Here is a 19,317-nt window from a genome sequence, read left to right as displayed (position 1 = left end):
TTTTTTCCAAATTGACTATTTTATGACATTTTTGATGGGCGGTATGATTATGAAAAAGACATTAAATGATAAGGGGTTTAAGGGGCTGCTTTTTACCAATACTCAAAAAGAGGGAAAAAAAGAAGAGTTGAAGTTTGGACAGAATCGTCTTGATGGAGCCCCGGAAGGGCTTGCTCCCTCCTTCGAGGAGTATTCAATTACCTCGCAGAAAGCCAGTGAAATGGCTGCTAAGGATGCAAGAAAATTATCCCACACGCAATCCTACACGTCAAACAGACTAAAAGAACTCTATAAAACAAACAACGTACCCAGCGAAATCTGTGAACAGTCCGAGTCGCCCTCCCAGCAAACACAAAGGGATGTTGTTGATAGAAGCGCAGTCCTTATACCAAGTAATTACGGGCCTGCAAGGATCAGTATCCTGCCACCCAAGTCGTCCTCCCAGCTTGCACCAGGCGATGCTTACGACAAAACAGCGGTCTCTATGCCAAACCATATACCCCGCAAAATCAGTGATGCGCCATCGTCGTTTTCCCGATTCACGCGAACCAATACGGTCGATAATGCGGTTACCCCCTATGATGTTGAAGCCATCAGTCGAAAAAATTCGCAAATGGACATGTTGATCGTTAACCCTTCAGAACCGAGTCATGTGCTGTCCCGACAGGTTTCTGTTGATGAAGTGGTCTGTAAGGCTTCCGCTGATTCGATACCCCCATCACGCAAGCCCCCGGCAGAGCCTGGCAAGGTGGGGCTTGATGAAGTGGGGACTGGATCGGAGCTGGAACCCCATGACAATGGATTGTTGCAGGATATGGAACGCCTGGATCCAACGAGGCTATCTAATTCCATAAAAAGTGAAGAGGATAAAGCCACTGACGATGTAAAATCAGGCAAAGAAGAGGTGGTGCTTTTAAAAGCATCGGTTACACTGCCTCACGTTCAAGACGCTGCCAGCGAGTCAATTATACAAATACTGTCAGAACCTAATAATGAGTTTAAAAATAATTCATTACTGAATGGGTATACCTGCTGGTATGACAACATGGATTTTATCCGCGATAATGTCACTTTGTATAAACAAAAATCAAAGCTTGAATCAATTAGGGAACTGCAAAAACTGCTTGGGTATTTACTGAATGACAGACGGTTTGAAAGCCTGAAGGGCATTGAAAAAACAGCTGTTAATTATGAAGAAGGCAAGAGTCGTTTACTGAACTGGGTATTGCTTTTAATTGAGATTAGTACGGTCATTCATTTGTTTAACACCAAGACCCGGGAAAATTTTGACAAACCCTTAGGCGGGGAACTGGCACTGGTGAGTATGAATGCATGGCTGCCTACACGGCAAATGGCCAAAGTAGCATCCAGCGTAACCAGTAAGGAGATTCAGGATAGGCTGCTGTTGTTTTTTGCCTTATTTGCCGATAAGGCGTCTAAGGAGTCGCCCGAAGAGCACGACATCAGAGCCTTGTTTATAAAACAGGTGCTTCAGGATTTTAAAAAAATTGAAGACGAACTGGTACAGTCTCATCTGAATCTTGACCAATTTGAACACATCAAATACTTAACCCTGGATTCTTTTATAGAAAACTCATCAAACCGTCATCTATTCGCACCGCATGGCTATTTTAATGAATTTGCTGATCTGCTGACCTGGTTGCGAAATCTTAAATTACCACGGCTTGAAAGCGTCATCATCGATGGATTTGTTGATAATCCCTTCAAGTCCAATTTTGTGTCGTTGGTGAGCTTTTTAGAGAAAAACAGCAACAGCTTAAAAAAAGTCGTTTTGGGTAAATGCTTTTCCGAGGAGGAAAGAGAAATCCTTAAGCATAAATTGCCGACATTAAAAATTGCGCTTCAATCGGAGGAAACGCCCAAAAAAACGCTTGGATTTTTCAAGAAAGAACCCAAGCCGACGTTGAGTCCTGCTACGACAGCTATGAAATTTACCTGAATGGCTAACTGACGGATTTATCCGTCACCCGGTTTTCCAGATAAGGGATGAATAGCCGCAGCGCCTGTTGGAACCAGGGTGTGAATTGCCCTGGTTCATCGTTGACCCATTGCTTTAAGTCCGCCAGGCTAATCCAGAGCACAGCCTGCACCTCATCCTGATTAAAGGGGATGACGTCGCTCTCGTAAGTGCCTGCCAGCACGTAATCAAGTTCGTTTTCAAATAAGCCGTTATTGAATACGGCCACATAATGAAATTTACCCACGGTATGAAGCGTGGCTTTAATGCCCATCTCTTCATAGAGCCGGCGTTCGGCGGCTGAAACCACGCTTTCGTTCGGCGTGGGGTGCGAACAGCAGGTATTGGTCCATAAACCGCCGGAATGGTATTTGCCCTGTTGGCGTTGCTGTAAAAGGATTTCAAACTGGTCTTGCCGCCTGCGGTAAATAAACACCGAAAAAGCACGGTGCAGCATAGCGAATTGATGTGCAGACAACTTGTCGATGGTTCCCAAAATGTCATCATCTGGTGTAATCAGCACCACATGAGGGTTATTCATTCAAATTTTCCTTATTAAACCACATGGGTACTAAGAGTATAGACCGTACATCGCGTTTTTTTGAATAAAATTTAATCAACTTCATGGTGCTGTGCTATAGTTAATTAGGTCCATTTTTAAAGAATGCTTATGGATTTCCATACCTCTGTCCCAGCCAAATGCATACTGGCAGGCGAGCATGTCATCGTCAATCGTGGTTTTGCCTTTGTAACCCCATTTACCAACTATAAACTTACCCTGGACTACACAAAGGATGCTGTTCGTACCATACAAACAATTTCCGCTGAAGGGAACAATTCGCTGTCGATTATGCTCTGGCCTGTCATCAGCCAGGCGCTGTTGCTGAGGGATAAAAACCCGGCGGAATTAACTGGTTTTTTCAAGATAGACTGCTCCATTCCCATTGGCGCAGGCCTTGGGTTTTCAGCCGCCATTTGCGTGGCAGTCGCCCGGTGGTGCCTGTATTACGGCTTAATCAGCCAGGCGGAACTCTTTGAGTTTGCCATTCAGCTTGAAAATGCCTTTCATGTCAAAAGCAGCGGCCTGGATATTGCCGGTGTCATGTCCAGCGGGGTGATCAAATACTCAACCAACCACGACATACAACCCATTCAACCGCGCTGGAAACCGCATCTTTATGTATCGTCATCCGGTGAAAAAAGCATTACCGACAGCTGCGTCAGGACGGTGAATGCGCTTCGCAAGAGCCATCCTGAGTTGGCAAGCGGTATTGATGATCAGATGCTTGAATCCTCAAGAGAAATTCAAATGGCCCTGGAAAGCGAGGCGACTGAAGGTTTTTTGCTGTTGGAAAGCGCTTTAAACAAGGGCAATCAATGTTTTTATGACTGGGGGCTTGTTTCGGAAAAACTGCACCGGCATGTGCAGGAATTAAAAAAACACGCCAAAGCCTGCAAAATTGTTGGTGCAGGGTATGGCGGCCACGTGATAAGCCTATGGGAGAAAGAGCCGGATGTTCATTTGCCCTTTAAATTGCATCGGTTGTTGTAATTGACAGAAATCAATAACACTCCACACGCGTTGTGGTTACATCCACCGGGGCGTCTTTGACAATGGTGATGGTTTGATGAGGCGGTACCACCATGACCTGCTGATATTGAACAAATTCGGTATTACTATAGTTGCAGCCAGTCAATAAAACGAAGGGTATTAAGGCCATCCATTTCATGTTGTTATTCCTTCTTCGTCATTTAGCTCAAATTGTAGTTTGATTGATTATTATTTGCCAATTAATCATCCCTGCTGATCGTCTTCCGTGTACCCCTTAGGCTTTTTATCATTCAGATAATAAAGGAAAGCCAGTAACTGAGCGACAGCCAGATAAAGCGATGGGGGAATCTCATCGTTTAATTTGACTTTGGATAACATCGCTGTCAACTCTGGATCTTTTTCCAGCGGAATGCCATTTTCCTGAGCAACCTTGATGATCTGCTCGGCAATAAAGCCCTCGCCCTTGGCCACGACCCGCGGGGCTGATTCACCATCGTATTGCAGGGCTACGGCCTGAGGCGGTGTCTTGTTCATACTTTTAAATCCAGTAAAGAAAAGCGGCTGCCGTCGATTTTGTTGTCTTCAAGCCCGAGATGCAGACCAAAGGCGCCTAAATTTAAGCCTAAGTCGTTGACCAGTTTTGAAAATTCATCATGATGATCCTGTAAGATATCCAGGGTGGCCGGTTTATCGGCGTTGATGTGGATATCGATGGTGTTTTGATGCAGGGTTACCGTGCCCTGCAAATCGCCCAGGTCGTTTAAGCTTAAGGCAAATGAAATACTAAAGCGCGGCGGCATAAGGTTATTCTGATGTTCCTCATTAATCAGGAGGGGGATGGCTTCCTGGCCATCGGGTGTTCGTACCGGTAAATCAAGCATCAGGCTGTAAGGTTGATCCGGGGTTTTCATCAGGTGTGAATATTGACTGGTATTAATGCGAGCGAGCGCATGTTCCGTGTGTTCGCTGAGCACGGACAGCAATTTCTCCACCGGCATGTCGGCCATGGATTGCAGGGATTTGGGTTCCATGCGGTGATGGGGTTGCGGTACCGCGCCTGGGAGAGGCAGGGAGTCATTTTCTACCATTTCATACCCTGTGGTGGCCATGGGTTTGGAGGGTGGGGTGATGCCTTGTTGCGCTAAGGTATTTAAAAGATTCAGGTATTGCGCTTTTAAGTCAGCGGTTAAAACCGCCGGCGGGACGGCGGCCGGGGTATGGGCCGCTGTCAGCAGATTCGCTTCCAGGAACAGGCCGCTTTGATTGACTGCCTGCATAATCTGTTTTGGCAATTGCGAAATGGTTGGAAGGCTTGCAAGAATGCTGTTTATCTGTTCTTTAATATTGGCCGGAAGGTTGGGATGTTCGGCTAAGGTATTTAGGGTAGCCAGTAAGGCGGTTGCCGGTGCCTGACGCGGCAGGTTTTGTGCCAGTGCTGTCTGGATGGGAGAGGGGGGCGCTTTATCGCTTAACACCTGTAAAATGGTTTCTTCTCCAATTTGCAACACCTTCACATCCAGCACTTCACCCGGGGCAAAATGATGCGCTGTTTTCGCATTGATGTTCTGGCCATTAATCTGGATGGTGACCTGATCATCCTTTAATGCACCGACGACTACGCTTTTAAGGATTTGGCCGACGTACAGATCCACAGCCGGTTTGGCCAGTTTAAGTTCCTGCACCGGATTTAAGCGTACGTTTTGCACCGCACCAATGTCAAAGGCCATGATGGCATCCTTAATCTGCGCTCACCACCAATTTTTCTTGTCTTTTCTAAAGTCATTTCACTATACTGATGCCTTTGTTATCGGCTGGTAAACCCTTTTCTTGATACTTGTCCACGAAAAGGCGTCATAGGGATACTAACAAACAGGGTGTGAACATGTTAGATAGAGCGAGTGTTGTTGACGAACAATTTATAAAACGCGTTCAGAAGGGTGATTTTCCTGCTCCCCGAAGCGTACTGACTCCCTCTCAGGCCGGCATGGATAAAAAAACAAGCATCGAGATTTTTGATTCGCAGATGAAATCGCGCCTGCTTGATTTAATTGCCCGTCAGCTTAAGGAAAAGGGGTTATCCTTTTACACCATTGGCAGTAGCGGCCATGAGGGCAATGCCGTGTTTGGCGAAGTCTTCTCACCGGCTGATATGGCGTTTCTGCACTACCGAAGCGGTGGTTTTTATCTGCAGCGGGCGAAGCAGGTGGCGGGATGTGATGGGGTGAGGGACATTCTTCTTTCGTTGGTGGCGGCGGCAGAAGAACCCATTTCAGGCGGGCGGCACAAGGTATTTGGCAGCGTGCCGTTGAACATCCCGCCGCAAACCTCCACCATTGCATCGCACCTGCCCAAGGCGCTTGGCGCGGCTTTATCGATCACTCGTGCAAAAGAATTGGCTATTCCGGCAAATTTGTTGCCTGACAGTATCATTCTCTGCTCCTTTGGCGATGCCTCAACCAATCATGCGTCAACTCAAACCACGTTAAATGCCTGCTCCTGGATTACCAGTCAGAACTACCCGCTGCCGATTGTTTTTATTTGCGAAGACAACGGCATCGGTATTTCCGTGCCCACGCCGGAAAGCTGGATTGAGTCCTCCGTGAAACAGCGTCCCGGCCTTCATTACCTGTGTTGCGACGGGTTAAATATGGCTGATATTTATCTTAAAGCCCGCCAGGCAGAGGCCATCGCCCGCCATAAAAAACAGCCTGTATTTCTGCATATGCGCTGCGTGCGCCTGCTCGGTCATGCGGGTTCAGATATCGAATCGCAATACCATAGTCAGAGTAAAATCGAACACCTTGAAAGCCAGGATCCGCTTCTGCATTCCGCCCGGATTTTGTACGATAGTGGTTGGATGTCGCAGAAAGCCATGATTGATTTGTACCGCGATAACCGTGCATTAATCGAAGCCAAAGCCACTGAAGCCATCCGTCTGCCGCGCATGACCAGCGCCAGGCAGATTATGGCCTCGATTACCCCGGTCATTAAGCCAAAGGCTGATTTCCCTCTGCCTGATGAGACTCAGCGCATGACCGTATTCGGGGCGGCGGCTAATCAGTTGAAGTTAAAACGCAACCTTTGCCAGCAGATTAATTTCGCCCTGACTGATTTGATGATGCAATACCCCAATATGCTGGTTTTTGGCGAGGATGTGGGTAAAAAAGGCGGCGTCTATCGGGTAACTGCCGATTTGCAGGCTCGCTTTGGCCAACGCCGCGTTTTTGACAGCCTGCTGGATGAAACAACCATTTTAGGTACCGCCATTGGTTTAGCGCATAATGGCTTTATTCCCGTGCCCGAGATCCAATTTTTAGCTTATCTGCACAATGCCGAAGATCAATTGCGAGGGGAAGCAGCTACTTTGTCGTTTTTCTCAAGCGGTCAATACCAGAATCCCATGGTTATCCGCATTGCCTCGCTGGCTTACCAGAAAGGGTTTGGCGGTCACTTCCATAATGACAATTCCATTTCGGTTCTTCGCGATTTACCCGGTGTTATCGTCGCCTGTCCCTCCAATGGGCCTGATGCGGCAAAAATGTTGCGCACGGCTATGCGTCTGGCTTACAAGGAAGGCCGTATTGTGGTTTTCCTGGAGCCTATCGCACTTTACATGACCAAGGATTTACACGAAAACGGCGATAACGGCTGGCTGTTTGATTACCCATCGCCCGAACAAACCATTGAACCCGGGGAAGTCGGCGTGCATGGGCAAGGCGATACCGTCATTCTAACCTATGCCAATGGTTACTATTTATCCCGGCAAGCCGCTAAACTATTAGAAGAACAGTACAACATTAAAACCAAAATTGTGGATCTGCGCTGGTTAAGCCCCTTGCCGGCGGCTGCCATTATCAAGGAAGTGGCTAAAGCCAAGCGGGTGCTTATTGTCGATGAAGGCCGACGCAGCGCCTCGGTCAGTGAGGGGTTAATGACGCTGTTGATGGAAGAAGCCCCCTCGCGGTTAAAAATCAAACGCATCACCGGGGAAGACTGCTTTATTCCGTTAGGTACCGCCTGGCAGTATTTATTGCCAAGCCGGGATTCAATTATTGCGGCCGTTTTGGCATTGCATTCAGTAAAAAGGGAGAAAGAAGGTGGACGACTTGTTATTTCTTGACGAACAATTGCACGATGATGAGCGCATGATTCGCGACAGTGTCGCACGTTTTGTCAACAACGATGTGATTCCCTTAATGGCTGAATCGTTCGAAAACGGGCAATTTCCCCGTCAATTGATTAAAAAATCAGCTGATTTGGGCTTGTTGGGTTTGACTCTGCCGGCGCAGTATGGTGGTGCGGAAGCGTCTTATGTGGCGTATGGCCTTGTTTGCCAGGAGTTGGAAAAAGGCGATAGCGGTTTGCGCAGTTTTGTCTCGGTACAAAGTTCGCTGTGCATGTATCCTATTTTTCGCTACGGGAATGAAGAACAAAAAATGCGCTTTTTACCGGCTATGGCTGCGGGTGAGATCATTGGCTGCTTTGGCCTGACTGAACCGGACTCCGGTTCTGATCCCGCCAGTATGCGCACCCAGGCGAAGAAAGTCGATGGCGGCTATCGTTTAAATGGCAGTAAAATGTGGATAACCAATGCCCCGATTGCTGATATCGCTATTGTCTGGGCAAAAACCGAGGCCGGCATCCGCGGATTTATCGTTGAAAAAGGCAGTAAAGGGTTCAGCGCCCCGGAAATCAAACACAAGATGTCATTACGCGCGTCCATCACCGGCGAATTGGTGTTTGAAGATGTGTTTGTTCCGGATGAAAATCTGTTGCCCGGCACCGAAAAAGGCTTGGGTGCGGCTTTAAGCTGTCTCAGTCAGGCGCGTTATGGCATTGCCTGGGGCGCGATGGGAGCTGCCATGGCTTGCTTCAATGAAACCCGCGATTATCTGTTGGAGCGTAAGCAATTTGATCGTCCCCTGGCTTCGTTTCAATTGATTCAGAAAGATTTAGCTGGCATGTACACGGAAATCATCAAAGCTCAGTGCCTGAACCTGCAAATTGGCCGGTTAAAAGACCAGCACCGTGAAACGCCGGTTATGATTTCGCTCGCCAAAGGCAATGCCTGTCGCGAGGCTCTTAAAATTGCCCGCCAATGCCGTAATTTATTAGGCGGCAACGGAATAAGCCTTGAATACAGCATCATTCGCCACATGCTGAATTTAGAATCCGTATTTACCTACGAAGGCACGGATAATGTGCATACTCTGGTGCTTGGCCGTCATATCACCGGCATCAATGCGTTCAGTTAATAGCCCTTCCATCACCTGTAGCAACCGCCGATGCGCTATTTCAAGGCGGCGGCTACGGGTCAAATCCTTCATGTTTTTTAAATTATTTTTCAGCAGTTTGCTGATGAAACGCAAGCAATTCACCCTGTTTTAGCTATACTTTTACATATATTCTGGCTTGGATAAGAACCACTGGTTCAGGATTGATTATGAAGGGAAGCAGGATGACTCACCACATAAGCCCTGATGGTTTAAAACCCTGTCATACCGGATTACTACACGCGATGAAACGGTTGCGTGCTAACCTTATTGGTGTAGGGAGTTAATTATGGAAATCCAGGTTTTATTGGCCGGTGATGATAAAAAGGAATTATCAGGCATTAAGAACCTGTTGAGCAAGATAAAAAAAAGCCGCTTCCGAGTCAATGTGGTTGTTAATTATGATTATGCGCTGGCAGCAACGTTAAGCGGTGATGTGGATGTTTGCCTAATTGATTACGTGGTTGAACCTCTGGATGGGTTTCATCTGGTGCGTCAGGCTATCAGCAAAGGCAGTGAGGTGCCCTTTATTATGTTAGCCTCCGAGGAGGACAGTATGGGCGCTGCGGATGCGGGAGCCAGCGACTGCCTTGATAAGCAGGAATTAAGCGGACAACTGCTTGAGCGGGTAATCCGTTATACCATTGAACGCAAAAAAATGAGGATCAGTTAACGAAAGTCAACCAGCAATTGCAATACCTCGCCAATTATGATTTGTTAACGGGTCTCGCCAATCGCAATCAGTTTAATAACCAGCTTCCCTTTATTATCGAACGCTGCCTGCGGCAAAAATTATCCTTAGCCGTGATATTTCTGGATTTGGATGAATTCAAACAAATCAATGATGCCTGGGGGCATAGTTACGGTGATTTGTTATTGCGGCAATTGGCTAAACGATTAAGAAAAAACCTGCGCAAAGGCGATAATATTTATCGCCTGGGCGGTGATGAATTCATTGTTGTTGTCGACGGCCATATCACTGAGGAGCAGGTGGGTTATCTCGCCGATAAAATCATTGCCATTCTGGCAGAACCGTTTATTCTCAATGAATACAAATGTCAGATGTCCACCAGCATAGGCATCAGTTTTGCTCATTTCGATACCATGCGTCCTGCAGAACAATTAAGTAAAGAAGCGGACATTGCCATGTACAATGCGAAAAAGAATGGCCGCAACACGTATCAATTTTATCGAGCCGAATACCAGGATGATGTGTTGCGCTACACCCATCTAACGCTCGATTTGTACGAAGCCTTGTCCAATAACCAGTTTAAACTGCAATACCAGCCTTTAATCAGCCTGGATGGCGATGTGATGATGGGGGTCGAGGCGCTCCTTCGCTGGTATCATCCGCAATGGGGTAATATTCCGCCGAAAGTTTTCATTCCCCTGGCGGAAAAAAATGGTTTGATTAATTCCATTGGGGAATGGGTCATGCGCCAGGCCTGTCAACAAAGCCGGCAATGGCAGGATCAAGGTTATGCACCCATTCGTATGGCCATTAACATTGCCATCAGCCAATTGCAGCACCCCCATTTTGTGGACACAATGAAGGCAATTATTGCGGAAACCCAGGTCGATCCATCCCGGCTCGAACTTGAAATTTCGGAGTCATCGATCACCACCAATTTCCATGAGTGTGCGCAGAAAATGAGTGAATTAAAGGCAACCGGCGTGCACTTTGTCATCGATGATTTTGGCACCGGCTATTCCAATCTCGGTTATTTAAAACATTTCCCCTTTGACAAGCTTAAAATTGATAAATTGTTTATTGATGAAATTACCTCCAATAATAATGAACAATACATTGTCGAAGCCATCATTAACCTGGCCAAACAAATGAATCTGGAAGTGCTTGCTGAAGGGGTGGAAACCCGAGAGCAGCTAAAGTACCTGCGCAAACATCACAGTGATCAGGTTCAGGGCTTTTATTACAGTGAACCGTTGGATGTTGGAGAGTGTACGGACTTACTGGCGCAGGGTAATAAATGGAATCCTCTGGTTAAGAAAAACAACAACAAAATGTACAATAAATTCGGTTAGCGGAGAGCGTTGATGAGTAATCTTGAGAAAGAGACCGTGGATACACTGGTTAAGCCCGAACCTGATTTTGCCGATGAGTTGGCGCTGGATGGCTCCTCTGACGAATTAAATCAAAACCAGTTTATCAGCGGTGACGAAGTCGATTTGTTAGGCGATGGGGTCCCGGGTTATGAAACCACGGGGGAATGTGATCCCCTGGATCAAATTGGCAATGATCAGTTAGTCAATAGCCCCAAATCATAAAGCAGGCCATGCCTTACCCTTCATTTTCAAATAATTTTTGCCAAATCCCTTGAAAATCAGGCGAAAACCCCTATGTTTAATATCACCCCATGAAACGTTCAGGAGACAATGATGAATATTCGTAGTTATTATCCCTTACAAAAAGATTTAAGCAATATTTTTGACCATTTCTTTCGCGATAACACGGCAGATTCTTCCTTTGTGGATACAGGAACCTGGGCTCCGGCGGTTGATATTAAAGAAGAAAAAGAAAAATTTTTAGTTGTGGCTGATATTCCCGGCGTTAATAAAGACGACATCCATATTTCTTTGGAAAATAATATTCTGACCATCAGCGGTGAAAGAAAATTTGAAAGCAAAGAAGAAAAGAATGGTTATTCTCGGGTAGAGCGCGTACAGGGGCAGTTTTATCGCCGATTTAGCCTGCCGCAAACAGCGGATGAGGCGCAAATCAGTGCGACCTATAAACACGGTGTTCTGGAAATATCCATTCCTAAAAAACCCATGGCTGTACAAAAGAAAATTGAAGTCAAAACTGAGGAATAAAGGCTTAAAGACCCGGATTAATCTGTGGGATAGGACAATCCGGGTTTAACTTAAATGGGCTTATCTTCGCGCGCAGTGGCATCATTGCACGAGCAGCGGGCTTTTTTCTTCTCTTTGTTCATCCTTTGTATGAACAAAATGACCCTTGGTGAGTAAATTCAGCAACTGATCACAACAGGTTTCATTATGTAGAGAAAACGCTTCATCAGCCATCAGCGTATAAAGCGCCTGCACGCCCTGATGACGTCCTTTACCAAAAAAATGAGACTTTGACCAACTGCTGTCTTTACGTGACATAGCGATTTCACGCATTTTAAGGCTGAGCATCGATAATTTTTCTGTTTTAGGCCATGCTGTTTTTTTCAGTTTTTCAATTTCCGCCATGATCGCTTTCACCCCGGCACTGTTGGTTCCCGTGCAGTGTTGTTGCAAGAGGATACCCCAGGTTTCAAGGCGCGGTATTGCGTTATTAGCACTCATAGCCGAGTGAGGTGGAATAGGGCTTTCAATCTTGGTTTGTAATTGATCCTTTAAACTCTGATTTTCAGCGGCCAGCTTTATATTATTCTTCTTGAGTGTATCTATTGTTTTGTCCGATTGCTGCACGGTCTGTTGAAGATGGCTTAATTGACTCAATAAACCTTTTATCCAGGTCTTAAACGTCATTTTTAATGGATTATTCTGGGGCGTCATCAGTGATTGGGCGTCCGCCAATTCCGTGGCTTTGTCGAGTAGACCTTTATTTTCCTGCATGAGCTTATCGCATTTTGTCTGAAGCTCTTCCATGGATTGCTTAAGTGATGGGTTAGGGGCTTGTTGCAGGAGTGTTTCAATGTCAGCCTGTTTGGCTTTGATTTCCTGACGCAAAATTTCCAGTTCAGCCAAAGTTTGGTCGTATTGTTTTTTAAAGTTCTGTTGCTTCAATTTCTCATAACTGGCTTGCCAGTGTTCGCCATAAGCTCGAATGCAATCCTCAAGGGTGGCTGTTTTAGGCAGCTCTGGTGACAGGGGGCGAATAAAGTTTTCCAGTTCCGCCTGTCCTTTTTGCAAGGCCTGGTATTTTTCTAACAGCGCCTGATAATTGGCCTGGGCTTCCAGACGGACATTTTCTATACCCAGGCAGGATTGGAAAATCTGTAAATCTTTTTCCATTTTGGCGGCTTGGGTCTGCAGCTTCGAGCTTATTGGCTTTTTAAAAGCGGATACGGATTTGGTTTTCAACTTAAAAAGGTTATCTACTGCTCCTTTTATGCCCTTTTGCATACTGCTCCACTGCAAATCAGTCCCAGAGGTGGTCTTTTTATGGACATCCGCTTCTTCAAAAAGAACAGCATAGGGGGTTGTAAGAAAATCAACCACCTTCAGAGCGGAAGTCAATAAATCATTAAGATCGCTGTCTTTTGGGACCAAAGGTTCTAAATCAGTAAATAGAATGGTACGGAGGAAGGCGCAGTGCGCGTCACTCCCACTTCGTTGTTCCGTAGTAAAACTTCGCAGATAGACAGAGCCGCTGGCTGTATGCCGGTAAGGTCCTAAAAGGGCATTTAAGCCGTCCTCATCCTTAGATGTCCAATCGATTAAGCCGTCTTTTTTAATGTGACGAAAATAGGCACCGGAAAGGGCCAGATAGTTAGCATTTTCACTGCAGATGTATTGCAGAATTTTGGCGGAAACCTGTGAAAAAATCACGAATTCTTTTGATTTCGGGTTTTTCAGTGCTTTGGGCGCGCTAATTTCAATTATAAATTCGGTAATATTGATTAAAAAAGTAGACAGCTCGCTGGGAGAAGAAGCCCAGGAACGGCGTTGATTGTCAGTTAATTGTATTGGCATGATTATCCCTCTGTGACTCAGTCATTCGGATGCACCATCATACCTGAGATTGTTAAGGCTTAAAAATGCAAAAGCAAAAAATTATCGCCATTGTCTATACTCAATTAAATCCAATGACAAGGAGGTGGGAAATGAATCAACCGCAAACCGGGGAATTCTGCTGGAATGAGCTGGCTGTTGCCGACAAAGAGACCGCCAAAGCGTTTTATGGTCAATTGCTGGGCTGGACATTCACCGATCATGACATGGGTGAGTAAACCTACACGATGATAGAAAAACGTGATCAGGCATTTGGCGGCATCTGGCAGATTCCTCGTGACATGCAAGAGCAGATTCCTCCGCACTGGATGGGATACATTCTGGTGGATGATCTCGAAAAGACATTGACGGAGGCTCAAAAACTCGGCGCAGAAGTCATTATGCCCATTACACAGGCAGGCGAGATGGGGCGTTTTATTATTCTAAAGGACCCAGCCGGCGCCCACATTGCTTTCTGGCAGTCTGGCAAGGAATAAAGAAACCTAACCATGCCACGCCTGTGGGCGGGCATTAATCACAAGAAGAGGCTTGTTATTTCTCGCCGGTCAAGTTATTATTGCCATCCAGTTCGGGGCGTAGCGCAGCCTGGTAGCGTACTAGCATGGGGTGCTAGTGGTCGAAGGTTCAAATCCTTCCGTCCCGACCAATCCCAGCAAGGGTTGTAATGAATCCCCATCCCCTAATAGATATTCTTGGCTACACTTCTGGCTACACTTTCCGAAATTTAGATATCCAACGGGTTAAGCAAATCGCATTAATGTTGCAGTATCAAGGGCCAATGTATGGCGGTTATTATTCTCCAGTATTGTTGGATTATGAACCAAATAACGTCGAACAAATCACTATGATGAATTTATTTTGCAAATTAGAAAGACTGACACTTTGTTTGATTGCAATGAAAACAAGTTATGAAATACATAATCATTTTGTGGTTTTGTATAGATCATAGTGTAAAAAATGTCACCTCAACTTAATTGCCTTGATGAGATAATAAATCTATAATCGGAATCTGTTTTACAAGTAATTAATAAGGAGATGTTATGAAAGTATATTATTCTAATAGAATTGATGCCGATGAAGATAAGGACGAATATATGCCTTGGTTATCAAAGGAGATATAAGTATCTCCTTTGATAGTTTTATATTGATATGAAATTAGTTTTAAACAATGATGTTCTTGCTGTAATTGATGACTTCATAGAGCTATCAGCCTTTAAAAAAATTTGGAATTTTATTCAAACTGAAAAATTCAAGTTTGTTCACTCTTCTAGATGGGTAAATGCTTTTAGTCTTGAGGATGGTTCTCCATTATGGGGCAGTGTTACTATTTCTCATTCTAGGCCTGAAGCTTGCACAACAGAGCAAATTTACCCTACTAACACAACCATCGATTTATTTATCAAGGAACTAATTGCGGAATCCGCTGACTATTCTCATTTAATAGGTTTCAAAGATAAAGATTGGGATTTTTTCTATGCTAGGCCCTATCTGTATCCCAGAGGCTCAGGGCTTTCTTGGCATACTGATGGTAAGTACAAGATTTCAGGTGCATATGTATATTACTGCCATCCTATTTGGGACATAAATTGGGGCGCAGAATTATTGATTAATCCTACACCTCAACTGGATTTCGATTACCCTGAAGTGATGTTAATCAATAATAAGAAGAAAAAAGTAGGATACCATCTTAATAGCGCTGAGTTGAATAAATATGCTGATGATGGAATAGGCTATTATATCGTACCAAAACCTAATAGGTTGGTTATTTTTAAAAATAATATTTTACATTGTATAAAAAAAGTAGAAACTGCAGCAGGAAATCATGTAAGGGCATCGATAACTGGTTTTTTTATGAGTAATGACAGAATAGATGAAGCGAAAGAAACTGAAAAAGAACATTCAATCTTATAATTATTAGTTTAGTCCCGCCAAATTATAGATAACTCCCAATCTTAATCTGCTTGGAATTAAAAATGAATTTAGTGCACGATATCCAACCTACACAGGCTCAAGAAAAAGTAAATTTTGTTATTTTGATACCCAATACTGATGAAGTTAGTTTATATAACTTTATACTTAGGGAAGAAGATGTTCCTTATAATGAACTACCAAGTCATTATCAATTTAAAAAGTGGTCTGCTTGGTGTTCTGCTCATTTTTCCTCTTATTACTTTTTCGTTAAATATAAAAATGCTCTCTTAAGATGCAAGCAATTTTTGTATGACTTTGGTCCTTTATCAACATTAGATAATGCTGCTTTATTCGATCATTGGGTTTGGGAAATGAAGCCCCATGTATTGAATCTGGAAAATATTTGTTGGATTGGTTATGATTATTCAAAATCAAAAACGTTAAGTTTTTTATCCTATGGGACTAATATTGAACTTCGTCTTCTTGAAGGAAATTTGAAGGATGAAGAATTTTTAGAGCTTTGTAAATCTTTTTCTCCTTTTTCATCATCAAGTGAAATATTAGAAAAGAGTTTTTTTGAACTATCTTATTGGTCACGTTACAACAACTGCATAGAAAATGCGTGCATTAACAGCAATGAATATAAACCACCCTCGAGTTTATGGAATTTAAGATGGCCAATGCATAATCTCCTTAGAGCTAGCAAGCCGAATTGCTATATCAAGTATTCAAACCAACTTAACTTAGACTTTATTCCAGATAGCCAAATTATTTATGGTAATGAAAATCAAATAGAAGAAATTCAATTTGTCCTGTTTCCGAAGAATGGAAAGAAAAACCAAATGGCATGGTTTCGTGTTTTCAATAAAGCCTCTTTTCCAATAAAGAAGCCAGCACTCTCTAGATTGCCTAGTATGAATTCATTTAGTGGCTATAGTAATTTTAATTTAACCGTCCTAGATCCGAAGAGTGGCATGATTGCGAGCAATATATACATTGCAAGTCTTAATAATTGTTTTGGGCCACATGATGCTCTTTGGTGGGATAATGAAAATGCTTATCTACTACAGCTAAGTGCTAGTGCATATAATTCTATAGAGTATTTTAAGGGAGTTTTTTGTCAACTTATGGATGACAAATGATTGTTTTACGGATAAGAAACGACAAGTTTAAATTAATGGTTATATAAACTGAAATTATGATCTAGCCAGTATATTATAAAAACTCTACCATCTCGTCGCCCTACCATTGGAGCTTTTCCATCAAACCGTAATGCAATTAGCTGAGTGTCAGGTGTTACATCATGAGGCAATGGGACTTTAATAGCATGTTGTTCAATATTTTCCTGTCCTAAGCCATGTCGTGGAGCTTGTATTATTTCATTCCAGGTCATTTGGCTACGTTTTCGAAGAGCTTCTGCAAAAGCAGCTTTTTGATCTTTAGTGCAGTTAGTTACACAATAATTCGCCTGTATATGCTCTAAGGAAAAAATTGGTTTTAAATGATTGGTTGACGAACTTTTAGGATTAACTGATAAATTTTTTCCTTGGTTAATATTAGGTTTTTTAATTGTTTGCTTAGACATAATCAATTTAATTGGGTTTTAAAATATTTTTTTAAGTCTTCATGAGAAATAAGGTTATTATTATCATTGTCTAAATTATCTTTCCAAGGTGCTTCTTCATGAGTTAAGTTTCTGAGTTTCCAAGCTGAAAATTGCCCATAAACTTCATAGATTTCATCTAGTAAATCTTTTTGTTCTTTTGAGAATACAGAAGCATCAAAATTGGTGTTTGGCTCCACTGCGCCATTTTTGTATTTCTTTTTATCATGATATAAGTCCGGGCACACAGGACCATGTGTCCATGCTTCTAAAGATTCTGTGTATAATGGTTGATTATACATAGCCAAGTGAAATCCTTGGGCATAATAAACCAATTTTTGTAATTTAAGATTTGAAATAATTTCGCCACCATCTTCTTCTTTAGATGCTTTGTTAAGAAAATAATCAGCTACTTGAAATACACTATTCATATACTCTCCCATTAAAGTCATTATAGCATAGTAAAAAATTATGCATAACAGCCAAATTTAGTTAATATTTTAACGACTTGTGCATATTCACTCTTTTATGTGTAAATGCAGTCAAGTATATACAACAGTGATTTATAAACAGTTAATCTAGAGAAGATAATAGTTTTATATTTTACCATTAGCTATTAAATTGAGTGTATTAAACCCCTTTAAGGGGTTTAATACCTTGAAAAAACATGCGTCTGTCCATCAACATCCACTGAATAATAATCACTGATGAAAAGATCACGAGCAAAAGCCTCATAATCAAAATAGCAGATCAAACTATCCGGTAATTGATGGGCATAACACTCATCAAACAACTGTCTGGCAAAATCAACCTCTGAATCATAACAACCTTGGTAATGATCCTCCAACATAGTTTGTGCATCATCTACTGAATAATCACAGAGAAGGGCTAATCCTAGCTCGCCGTGTTCTTGAATAAATGAGGCATACTCCACAATATTGGTTATTGCTTCGTACTCATGGATTTGGATGCTGCCGAATCCTTCATAATCGTGTATGGCGTATTCTTCAGCATTAGATTCAGGGCTGTTATCCAGCATTTCCCAAATTTCTTCCATGATTTCATCTTCGCTTTGTGTAGCATCTATCCAGATGCCATGCAAGAAGGCATTGTTATAGGATGCTAAACAAGCGACATAGATTGAAGGGGTATCCATGGGGATTATCTCCTTATGTGAAGGAAGCAATCCCGCACGGGAGTTGCTCCCGTGATAGGGTATGATTAAAACGGAATTTCTTCTGAATCGGTTTGCAACATTTCACGCATTTGCGCCATATGGTGTTCTGCGGTCTTGTTGTTTGATTCATCAGCTGATTTGGGTGGACTGAGAAGCTGAATATGGCTGACAACAACATTTAAGGCTTGACGTGCTTTACCTTCATTGTCAGTCCATTGATTAGAGCGTAGTTTGCCTTCAAGGTATACTTGCGCTCCTTTCTTTAAATATTCAGCGACTTTGATTAGCTTTCCAAAAAACACCAGCTGATGCCATTCCACTCTGCTTTGCCATTCATCATTTTGTTTGAATGATTCATTGGTAGCCAAAGTGGCTGTGACAAAAGATTGTCCATCTTTTCGGATGATGCTTTTAGGATCAGCACCGAGATTGCCGATTAATTGAATGCGGTTTAAAGATGCAGTCATTGTATTCTCCTGTTATTGTTAAATGTGAGCGCATATCAGAAAAACATCCGCATAGGCAGGTGATTTTCTGTTATGCAGATAAGACGTAGTTTGCTTCAATTAACAAGCAATTCGTTGAGTATCGAACTGTTTGACAAAGGAAATCAGAGATTCCAGTTTGTGCAAACTTAACTCTGCTTGCTGAATGTCATAGAGATTAATTTGCAGTCGGTGACGACTTAAATCATTGACACAACAATTCAGCTCAAACAGCAAATGTTCAATTTCAAGTTGTGCTGGTTCCTGTTGTTGCATGGTAGTCTCCTTGGAAATAGGGAGGATTAGCCCCAAAGGGACTATAAATCCCGATTGGGTTATGCAAAAAAGATCACCGAAACATCGGTTGATTTACCTGATTATTAATGATGATGTGCTTAAAGCACTCCTCGGGCGTAAAGCCGTAAAGACATCTCCTGATGGATGGGTTTCCCTGCTAAACGCTCTGCCATGGAATTAGGGAACAAGATGGCATATCACAAGACCTATAGGTTTCGTCAGAGTTGCACTGACTCTTCAGTTGTGTTGCTTTTAGATTATCAAGCCAGTTCTTGAAATCAAGGACTTTTTTCAATTGATAGTAAATGAACTTATTTGAAAATTCATTGATACATAG

General features: G+C 43.2%; 23 protein-coding genes and 1 tRNA gene. 14 read left to right on the top strand and 10 right to left on the bottom strand.

The genetic code is table 11. The features are described 5' to 3' along the window. Positions 1-49: 49 nt before the first annotated feature. Positions 50-1,960, top strand: a complete 1,911-nt coding sequence (locus tag Lery_RS12485; RefSeq protein ID WP_131750962.1) for a hypothetical protein — start codon at positions 50-52, stop codon at positions 1,958-1,960. A gap of 4 nt (positions 1,961-1,964) precedes the next feature. On the opposite strand, the gene idi is transcribed toward Lery_RS12485, so the two are convergent. Next, positions 1,965-2,519, bottom strand: coding sequence for an isopentenyl-diphosphate Delta-isomerase (gene idi / locus Lery_RS12480; protein WP_058527567.1), 555 nt, complete (start codon positions 2,517-2,519; stop codon positions 1,965-1,967). Positions 2,520-2,648: 129 nt separating this feature from the next. Between idi and Lery_RS12475 the strand changes: the two genes are divergently transcribed. Continuing rightward, positions 2,649-3,530, top strand: a complete 882-nt coding sequence (locus Lery_RS12475) for a mevalonate kinase family protein (protein ID WP_058527566.1) — start codon at positions 2,649-2,651, stop codon at positions 3,528-3,530. Positions 3,531-3,540: 10 nt separating this feature from the next. On the opposite strand, the gene Lery_RS15370 is transcribed toward Lery_RS12475, so the two are convergent. From Lery_RS15370 to fliK, 3 genes are all read right to left on the bottom strand, one after another. Beyond that, entirely contained in the window at positions 3,541-3,708 is a 168-nt protein-coding gene (locus tag Lery_RS15370) for a hypothetical protein (protein ID WP_156412490.1), read from the bottom strand. Between the two features lie 65 nt (positions 3,709-3,773). Further along, positions 3,774-4,064, bottom strand: a complete 291-nt coding sequence (locus tag Lery_RS12470) for an EscU/YscU/HrcU family type III secretion system export apparatus switch protein (protein WP_058527565.1) — start codon at positions 4,062-4,064, stop codon at positions 3,774-3,776. Further along, a complete protein-coding gene (gene fliK, locus Lery_RS12465) occupies positions 4,061-5,257 on the bottom strand; it encodes a flagellar hook-length control protein FliK (protein WP_058527564.1) in 1,197 nt (398 codons plus the stop codon). Before fliK ends, Lery_RS12470 begins: the two co-directional genes overlap by 4 nt. Positions 5,258-5,412: 155 nt before the next feature. Between fliK and Lery_RS12460 the strand changes: the two genes are divergently transcribed. From Lery_RS12460 to Lery_RS12435, 6 genes are all read left to right on the top strand, one after another. Beyond that, positions 5,413-7,650, top strand: coding sequence for a thiamine pyrophosphate-dependent enzyme (locus tag Lery_RS12460; protein ID WP_058527563.1), 2,238 nt, complete (start codon positions 5,413-5,415; stop codon positions 7,648-7,650). Continuing rightward, entirely contained in the window at positions 7,628-8,785 is a 1,158-nt protein-coding gene (locus Lery_RS12455) for an acyl-CoA dehydrogenase family protein (RefSeq protein WP_058527562.1), read from the top strand. The genes Lery_RS12460 and Lery_RS12455 overlap by 23 nt, the downstream gene beginning before the upstream one ends. A 307-nt stretch (positions 8,786-9,092) precedes the next feature. Beyond that, positions 9,093-9,476 (top strand): response regulator, encoded by a 384-nt coding sequence (locus tag Lery_RS12450; RefSeq protein ID WP_058527561.1) that lies wholly within the window; start codon positions 9,093-9,095, stop codon positions 9,474-9,476. A gap of 17 nt (positions 9,477-9,493) precedes the next feature. After that, entirely contained in the window at positions 9,494-10,846 is a 1,353-nt protein-coding gene (locus Lery_RS12445) for a putative bifunctional diguanylate cyclase/phosphodiesterase (RefSeq protein WP_058527560.1), read from the top strand. A gap of 12 nt (positions 10,847-10,858) precedes the next feature. Then, positions 10,859-11,089 (top strand): hypothetical protein, encoded by a 231-nt coding sequence (locus Lery_RS12440; protein ID WP_058527559.1) that lies wholly within the window; start codon positions 10,859-10,861, stop codon positions 11,087-11,089. Between the two features lie 108 nt (positions 11,090-11,197). Further along, on the top strand, positions 11,198-11,635 hold the full coding sequence (locus Lery_RS12435; RefSeq protein ID WP_420324168.1) for an Hsp20/alpha crystallin family protein: 438 nt from the start codon (positions 11,198-11,200) through the stop codon (positions 11,633-11,635). Between the two features lie 81 nt (positions 11,636-11,716). Here Lery_RS12435 and Lery_RS12430 read toward each other — a convergent pair whose 3' ends face one another. Beyond that, positions 11,717-13,468 (bottom strand): hypothetical protein, encoded by a 1,752-nt coding sequence (locus Lery_RS12430; RefSeq protein ID WP_058527557.1) that lies wholly within the window; start codon positions 13,466-13,468, stop codon positions 11,717-11,719. A 131-nt stretch (positions 13,469-13,599) separates the two neighbouring features. On the opposite strand from Lery_RS12430, the gene Lery_RS15815 reads away from it, so the two are divergent. The 6 genes from Lery_RS15815 to Lery_RS12410 all read left to right on the top strand — a co-directional run bounded on the left by Lery_RS15815 (position 13,600) and on the right by Lery_RS12410 (position 16,560). After that, the gene (locus tag Lery_RS15815) at positions 13,600-13,725 is read left to right on the top strand and encodes a VOC family protein (protein ID WP_272946896.1); all 126 of its coding nucleotides are present in this window, start codon (positions 13,600-13,602) and stop codon (positions 13,723-13,725) included. 9 nt (positions 13,726-13,734) lie between these two features. Beyond that, the gene (locus Lery_RS15740) at positions 13,735-13,983 is read left to right on the top strand and encodes a VOC family protein (RefSeq protein WP_237759226.1); all 249 of its coding nucleotides are present in this window, start codon (positions 13,735-13,737) and stop codon (positions 13,981-13,983) included. 93 nt (positions 13,984-14,076) lie between these two features. Then, positions 14,077-14,153, top strand: a tRNA-Pro gene (locus tag Lery_RS12420). 18 nt (positions 14,154-14,171) lie between these two features. Beyond that, entirely contained in the window at positions 14,172-14,456 is a 285-nt protein-coding gene (locus Lery_RS15365; RefSeq protein ID WP_061477142.1) for a hypothetical protein, read from the top strand. 200 nt (positions 14,457-14,656) lie between these two features. Next, on the top strand, positions 14,657-15,418 hold the full coding sequence (locus tag Lery_RS12415) for a 2OG-Fe(II) oxygenase (protein ID WP_058527556.1): 762 nt from the start codon (positions 14,657-14,659) through the stop codon (positions 15,416-15,418). Between the two features lie 62 nt (positions 15,419-15,480). Continuing rightward, a complete protein-coding gene (locus tag Lery_RS12410; RefSeq protein ID WP_058527555.1) occupies positions 15,481-16,560 on the top strand; it encodes a hypothetical protein in 1,080 nt (359 codons plus the stop codon). A 32-nt stretch (positions 16,561-16,592) separates the two neighbouring features. On the opposite strand, the gene Lery_RS12405 is transcribed toward Lery_RS12410, so the two are convergent. The 5 genes from Lery_RS12405 to Lery_RS12385 form a co-directional block, all read right to left on the bottom strand. After that, positions 16,593-17,003 carry a hypothetical protein gene (locus Lery_RS12405; RefSeq protein ID WP_027229141.1) on the bottom strand — a complete coding sequence of 137 codons (411 nt, stop codon included), beginning with the start codon at positions 17,001-17,003 and terminating at the stop codon, positions 16,593-16,595. A gap of 2 nt (positions 17,004-17,005) precedes the next feature. Further along, positions 17,006-17,452 carry a Panacea domain-containing protein gene (locus tag Lery_RS12400; RefSeq protein WP_027229142.1) on the bottom strand — a complete coding sequence of 149 codons (447 nt, stop codon included), beginning with the start codon at positions 17,450-17,452 and terminating at the stop codon, positions 17,006-17,008. Positions 17,453-17,670: 218 nt separating this feature from the next. After that, positions 17,671-18,177 carry an antirestriction protein ArdA gene (locus tag Lery_RS12395; protein WP_058527554.1) on the bottom strand — a complete coding sequence of 169 codons (507 nt, stop codon included), beginning with the start codon at positions 18,175-18,177 and terminating at the stop codon, positions 17,671-17,673. Positions 18,178-18,242: 65 nt separating this feature from the next. Next, positions 18,243-18,665 (bottom strand): single-stranded DNA-binding protein, encoded by a 423-nt coding sequence (locus Lery_RS12390; RefSeq protein ID WP_058527553.1) that lies wholly within the window; start codon positions 18,663-18,665, stop codon positions 18,243-18,245. A gap of 99 nt (positions 18,666-18,764) precedes the next feature. Then, positions 18,765-18,959, bottom strand: a complete 195-nt coding sequence (locus Lery_RS12385; RefSeq protein WP_058527552.1) for a hypothetical protein — start codon at positions 18,957-18,959, stop codon at positions 18,765-18,767. Positions 18,960-19,317 lie beyond the last annotated feature (358 nt).

The sequence above is a fragment of the Legionella erythra genome (genome assembly GCF_001467615.1).
Taxonomy (GTDB): Bacteria; Pseudomonadota; Gammaproteobacteria; order Legionellales; family Legionellaceae; genus Legionella_C; species Legionella_C erythra.
The sequence above is the reverse complement of the archived record's forward strand: the minus strand, read 5'-3'. Positions and strand labels throughout refer to the sequence as shown.

Excerpts from the sequence above, each read along its gene's own strand:
- Lery_RS12485 (WP_131750962.1), top strand. The coding sequence starts at position 50 with ATGAAAAAGACATTAAATGATAAGGGGTTTAAGGGGCTGCTTTTTACC.
- idi (WP_058527567.1), bottom strand. The coding sequence starts at position 2,519 with ATGAATAACCCTCATGTGGTGCTGATTACACCAGATGATGACATTTTG.
- Lery_RS12475 (WP_058527566.1), top strand. The coding sequence starts at position 2,649 with ATGGATTTCCATACCTCTGTCCCAGCCAAATGCATACTGGCAGGCGAG.
- Lery_RS15370 (WP_156412490.1), bottom strand. The coding sequence starts at position 3,708 with ATGAAATGGATGGCCTTAATACCCTTCGTTTTATTGACTGGCTGCAAC.
- Lery_RS12470 (WP_058527565.1), bottom strand. The coding sequence starts at position 4,064 with ATGAACAAGACACCGCCTCAGGCCGTAGCCCTGCAATACGATGGTGAA.
- fliK (WP_058527564.1), bottom strand. The coding sequence starts at position 5,257 with ATGGCCTTTGACATTGGTGCGGTGCAAAACGTACGCTTAAATCCGGTG.
- Lery_RS12460 (WP_058527563.1), top strand. The coding sequence starts at position 5,413 with ATGTTAGATAGAGCGAGTGTTGTTGACGAACAATTTATAAAACGCGTT.
- Lery_RS12450 (WP_058527561.1), top strand. The coding sequence starts at position 9,093 with ATGGAAATCCAGGTTTTATTGGCCGGTGATGATAAAAAGGAATTATCA.
- Lery_RS12440 (WP_058527559.1), top strand. The coding sequence starts at position 10,859 with ATGAGTAATCTTGAGAAAGAGACCGTGGATACACTGGTTAAGCCCGAA.
- Lery_RS12435 (WP_420324168.1), top strand. The coding sequence starts at position 11,198 with ATGATGAATATTCGTAGTTATTATCCCTTACAAAAAGATTTAAGCAAT.
- Lery_RS12430 (WP_058527557.1), bottom strand. The coding sequence starts at position 13,468 with ATGCCAATACAATTAACTGACAATCAACGCCGTTCCTGGGCTTCTTCT.
- Lery_RS15815 (WP_272946896.1), top strand. The coding sequence starts at position 13,600 with ATGAATCAACCGCAAACCGGGGAATTCTGCTGGAATGAGCTGGCTGTT.
- Lery_RS15740 (WP_237759226.1), top strand. The coding sequence starts at position 13,735 with ATGATAGAAAAACGTGATCAGGCATTTGGCGGCATCTGGCAGATTCCT.
- Lery_RS15365 (WP_061477142.1), top strand. The coding sequence starts at position 14,172 with ATGAATCCCCATCCCCTAATAGATATTCTTGGCTACACTTCTGGCTAC.
- Lery_RS12415 (WP_058527556.1), top strand. The coding sequence starts at position 14,657 with ATGAAATTAGTTTTAAACAATGATGTTCTTGCTGTAATTGATGACTTC.
- Lery_RS12410 (WP_058527555.1), top strand. The coding sequence starts at position 15,481 with ATGAATTTAGTGCACGATATCCAACCTACACAGGCTCAAGAAAAAGTA.
- Lery_RS12405 (WP_027229141.1), bottom strand. The coding sequence starts at position 17,003 with ATGTCTAAGCAAACAATTAAAAAACCTAATATTAACCAAGGAAAAAAT.
- Lery_RS12400 (WP_027229142.1), bottom strand. The coding sequence starts at position 17,452 with ATGAATAGTGTATTTCAAGTAGCTGATTATTTTCTTAACAAAGCATCT.
- Lery_RS12395 (WP_058527554.1), bottom strand. The coding sequence starts at position 18,177 with ATGGATACCCCTTCAATCTATGTCGCTTGTTTAGCATCCTATAACAAT.
- Lery_RS12390 (WP_058527553.1), bottom strand. The coding sequence starts at position 18,665 with ATGACTGCATCTTTAAACCGCATTCAATTAATCGGCAATCTCGGTGCT.
- Lery_RS12385 (WP_058527552.1), bottom strand. The coding sequence starts at position 18,959 with ATGCAACAACAGGAACCAGCACAACTTGAAATTGAACATTTGCTGTTT.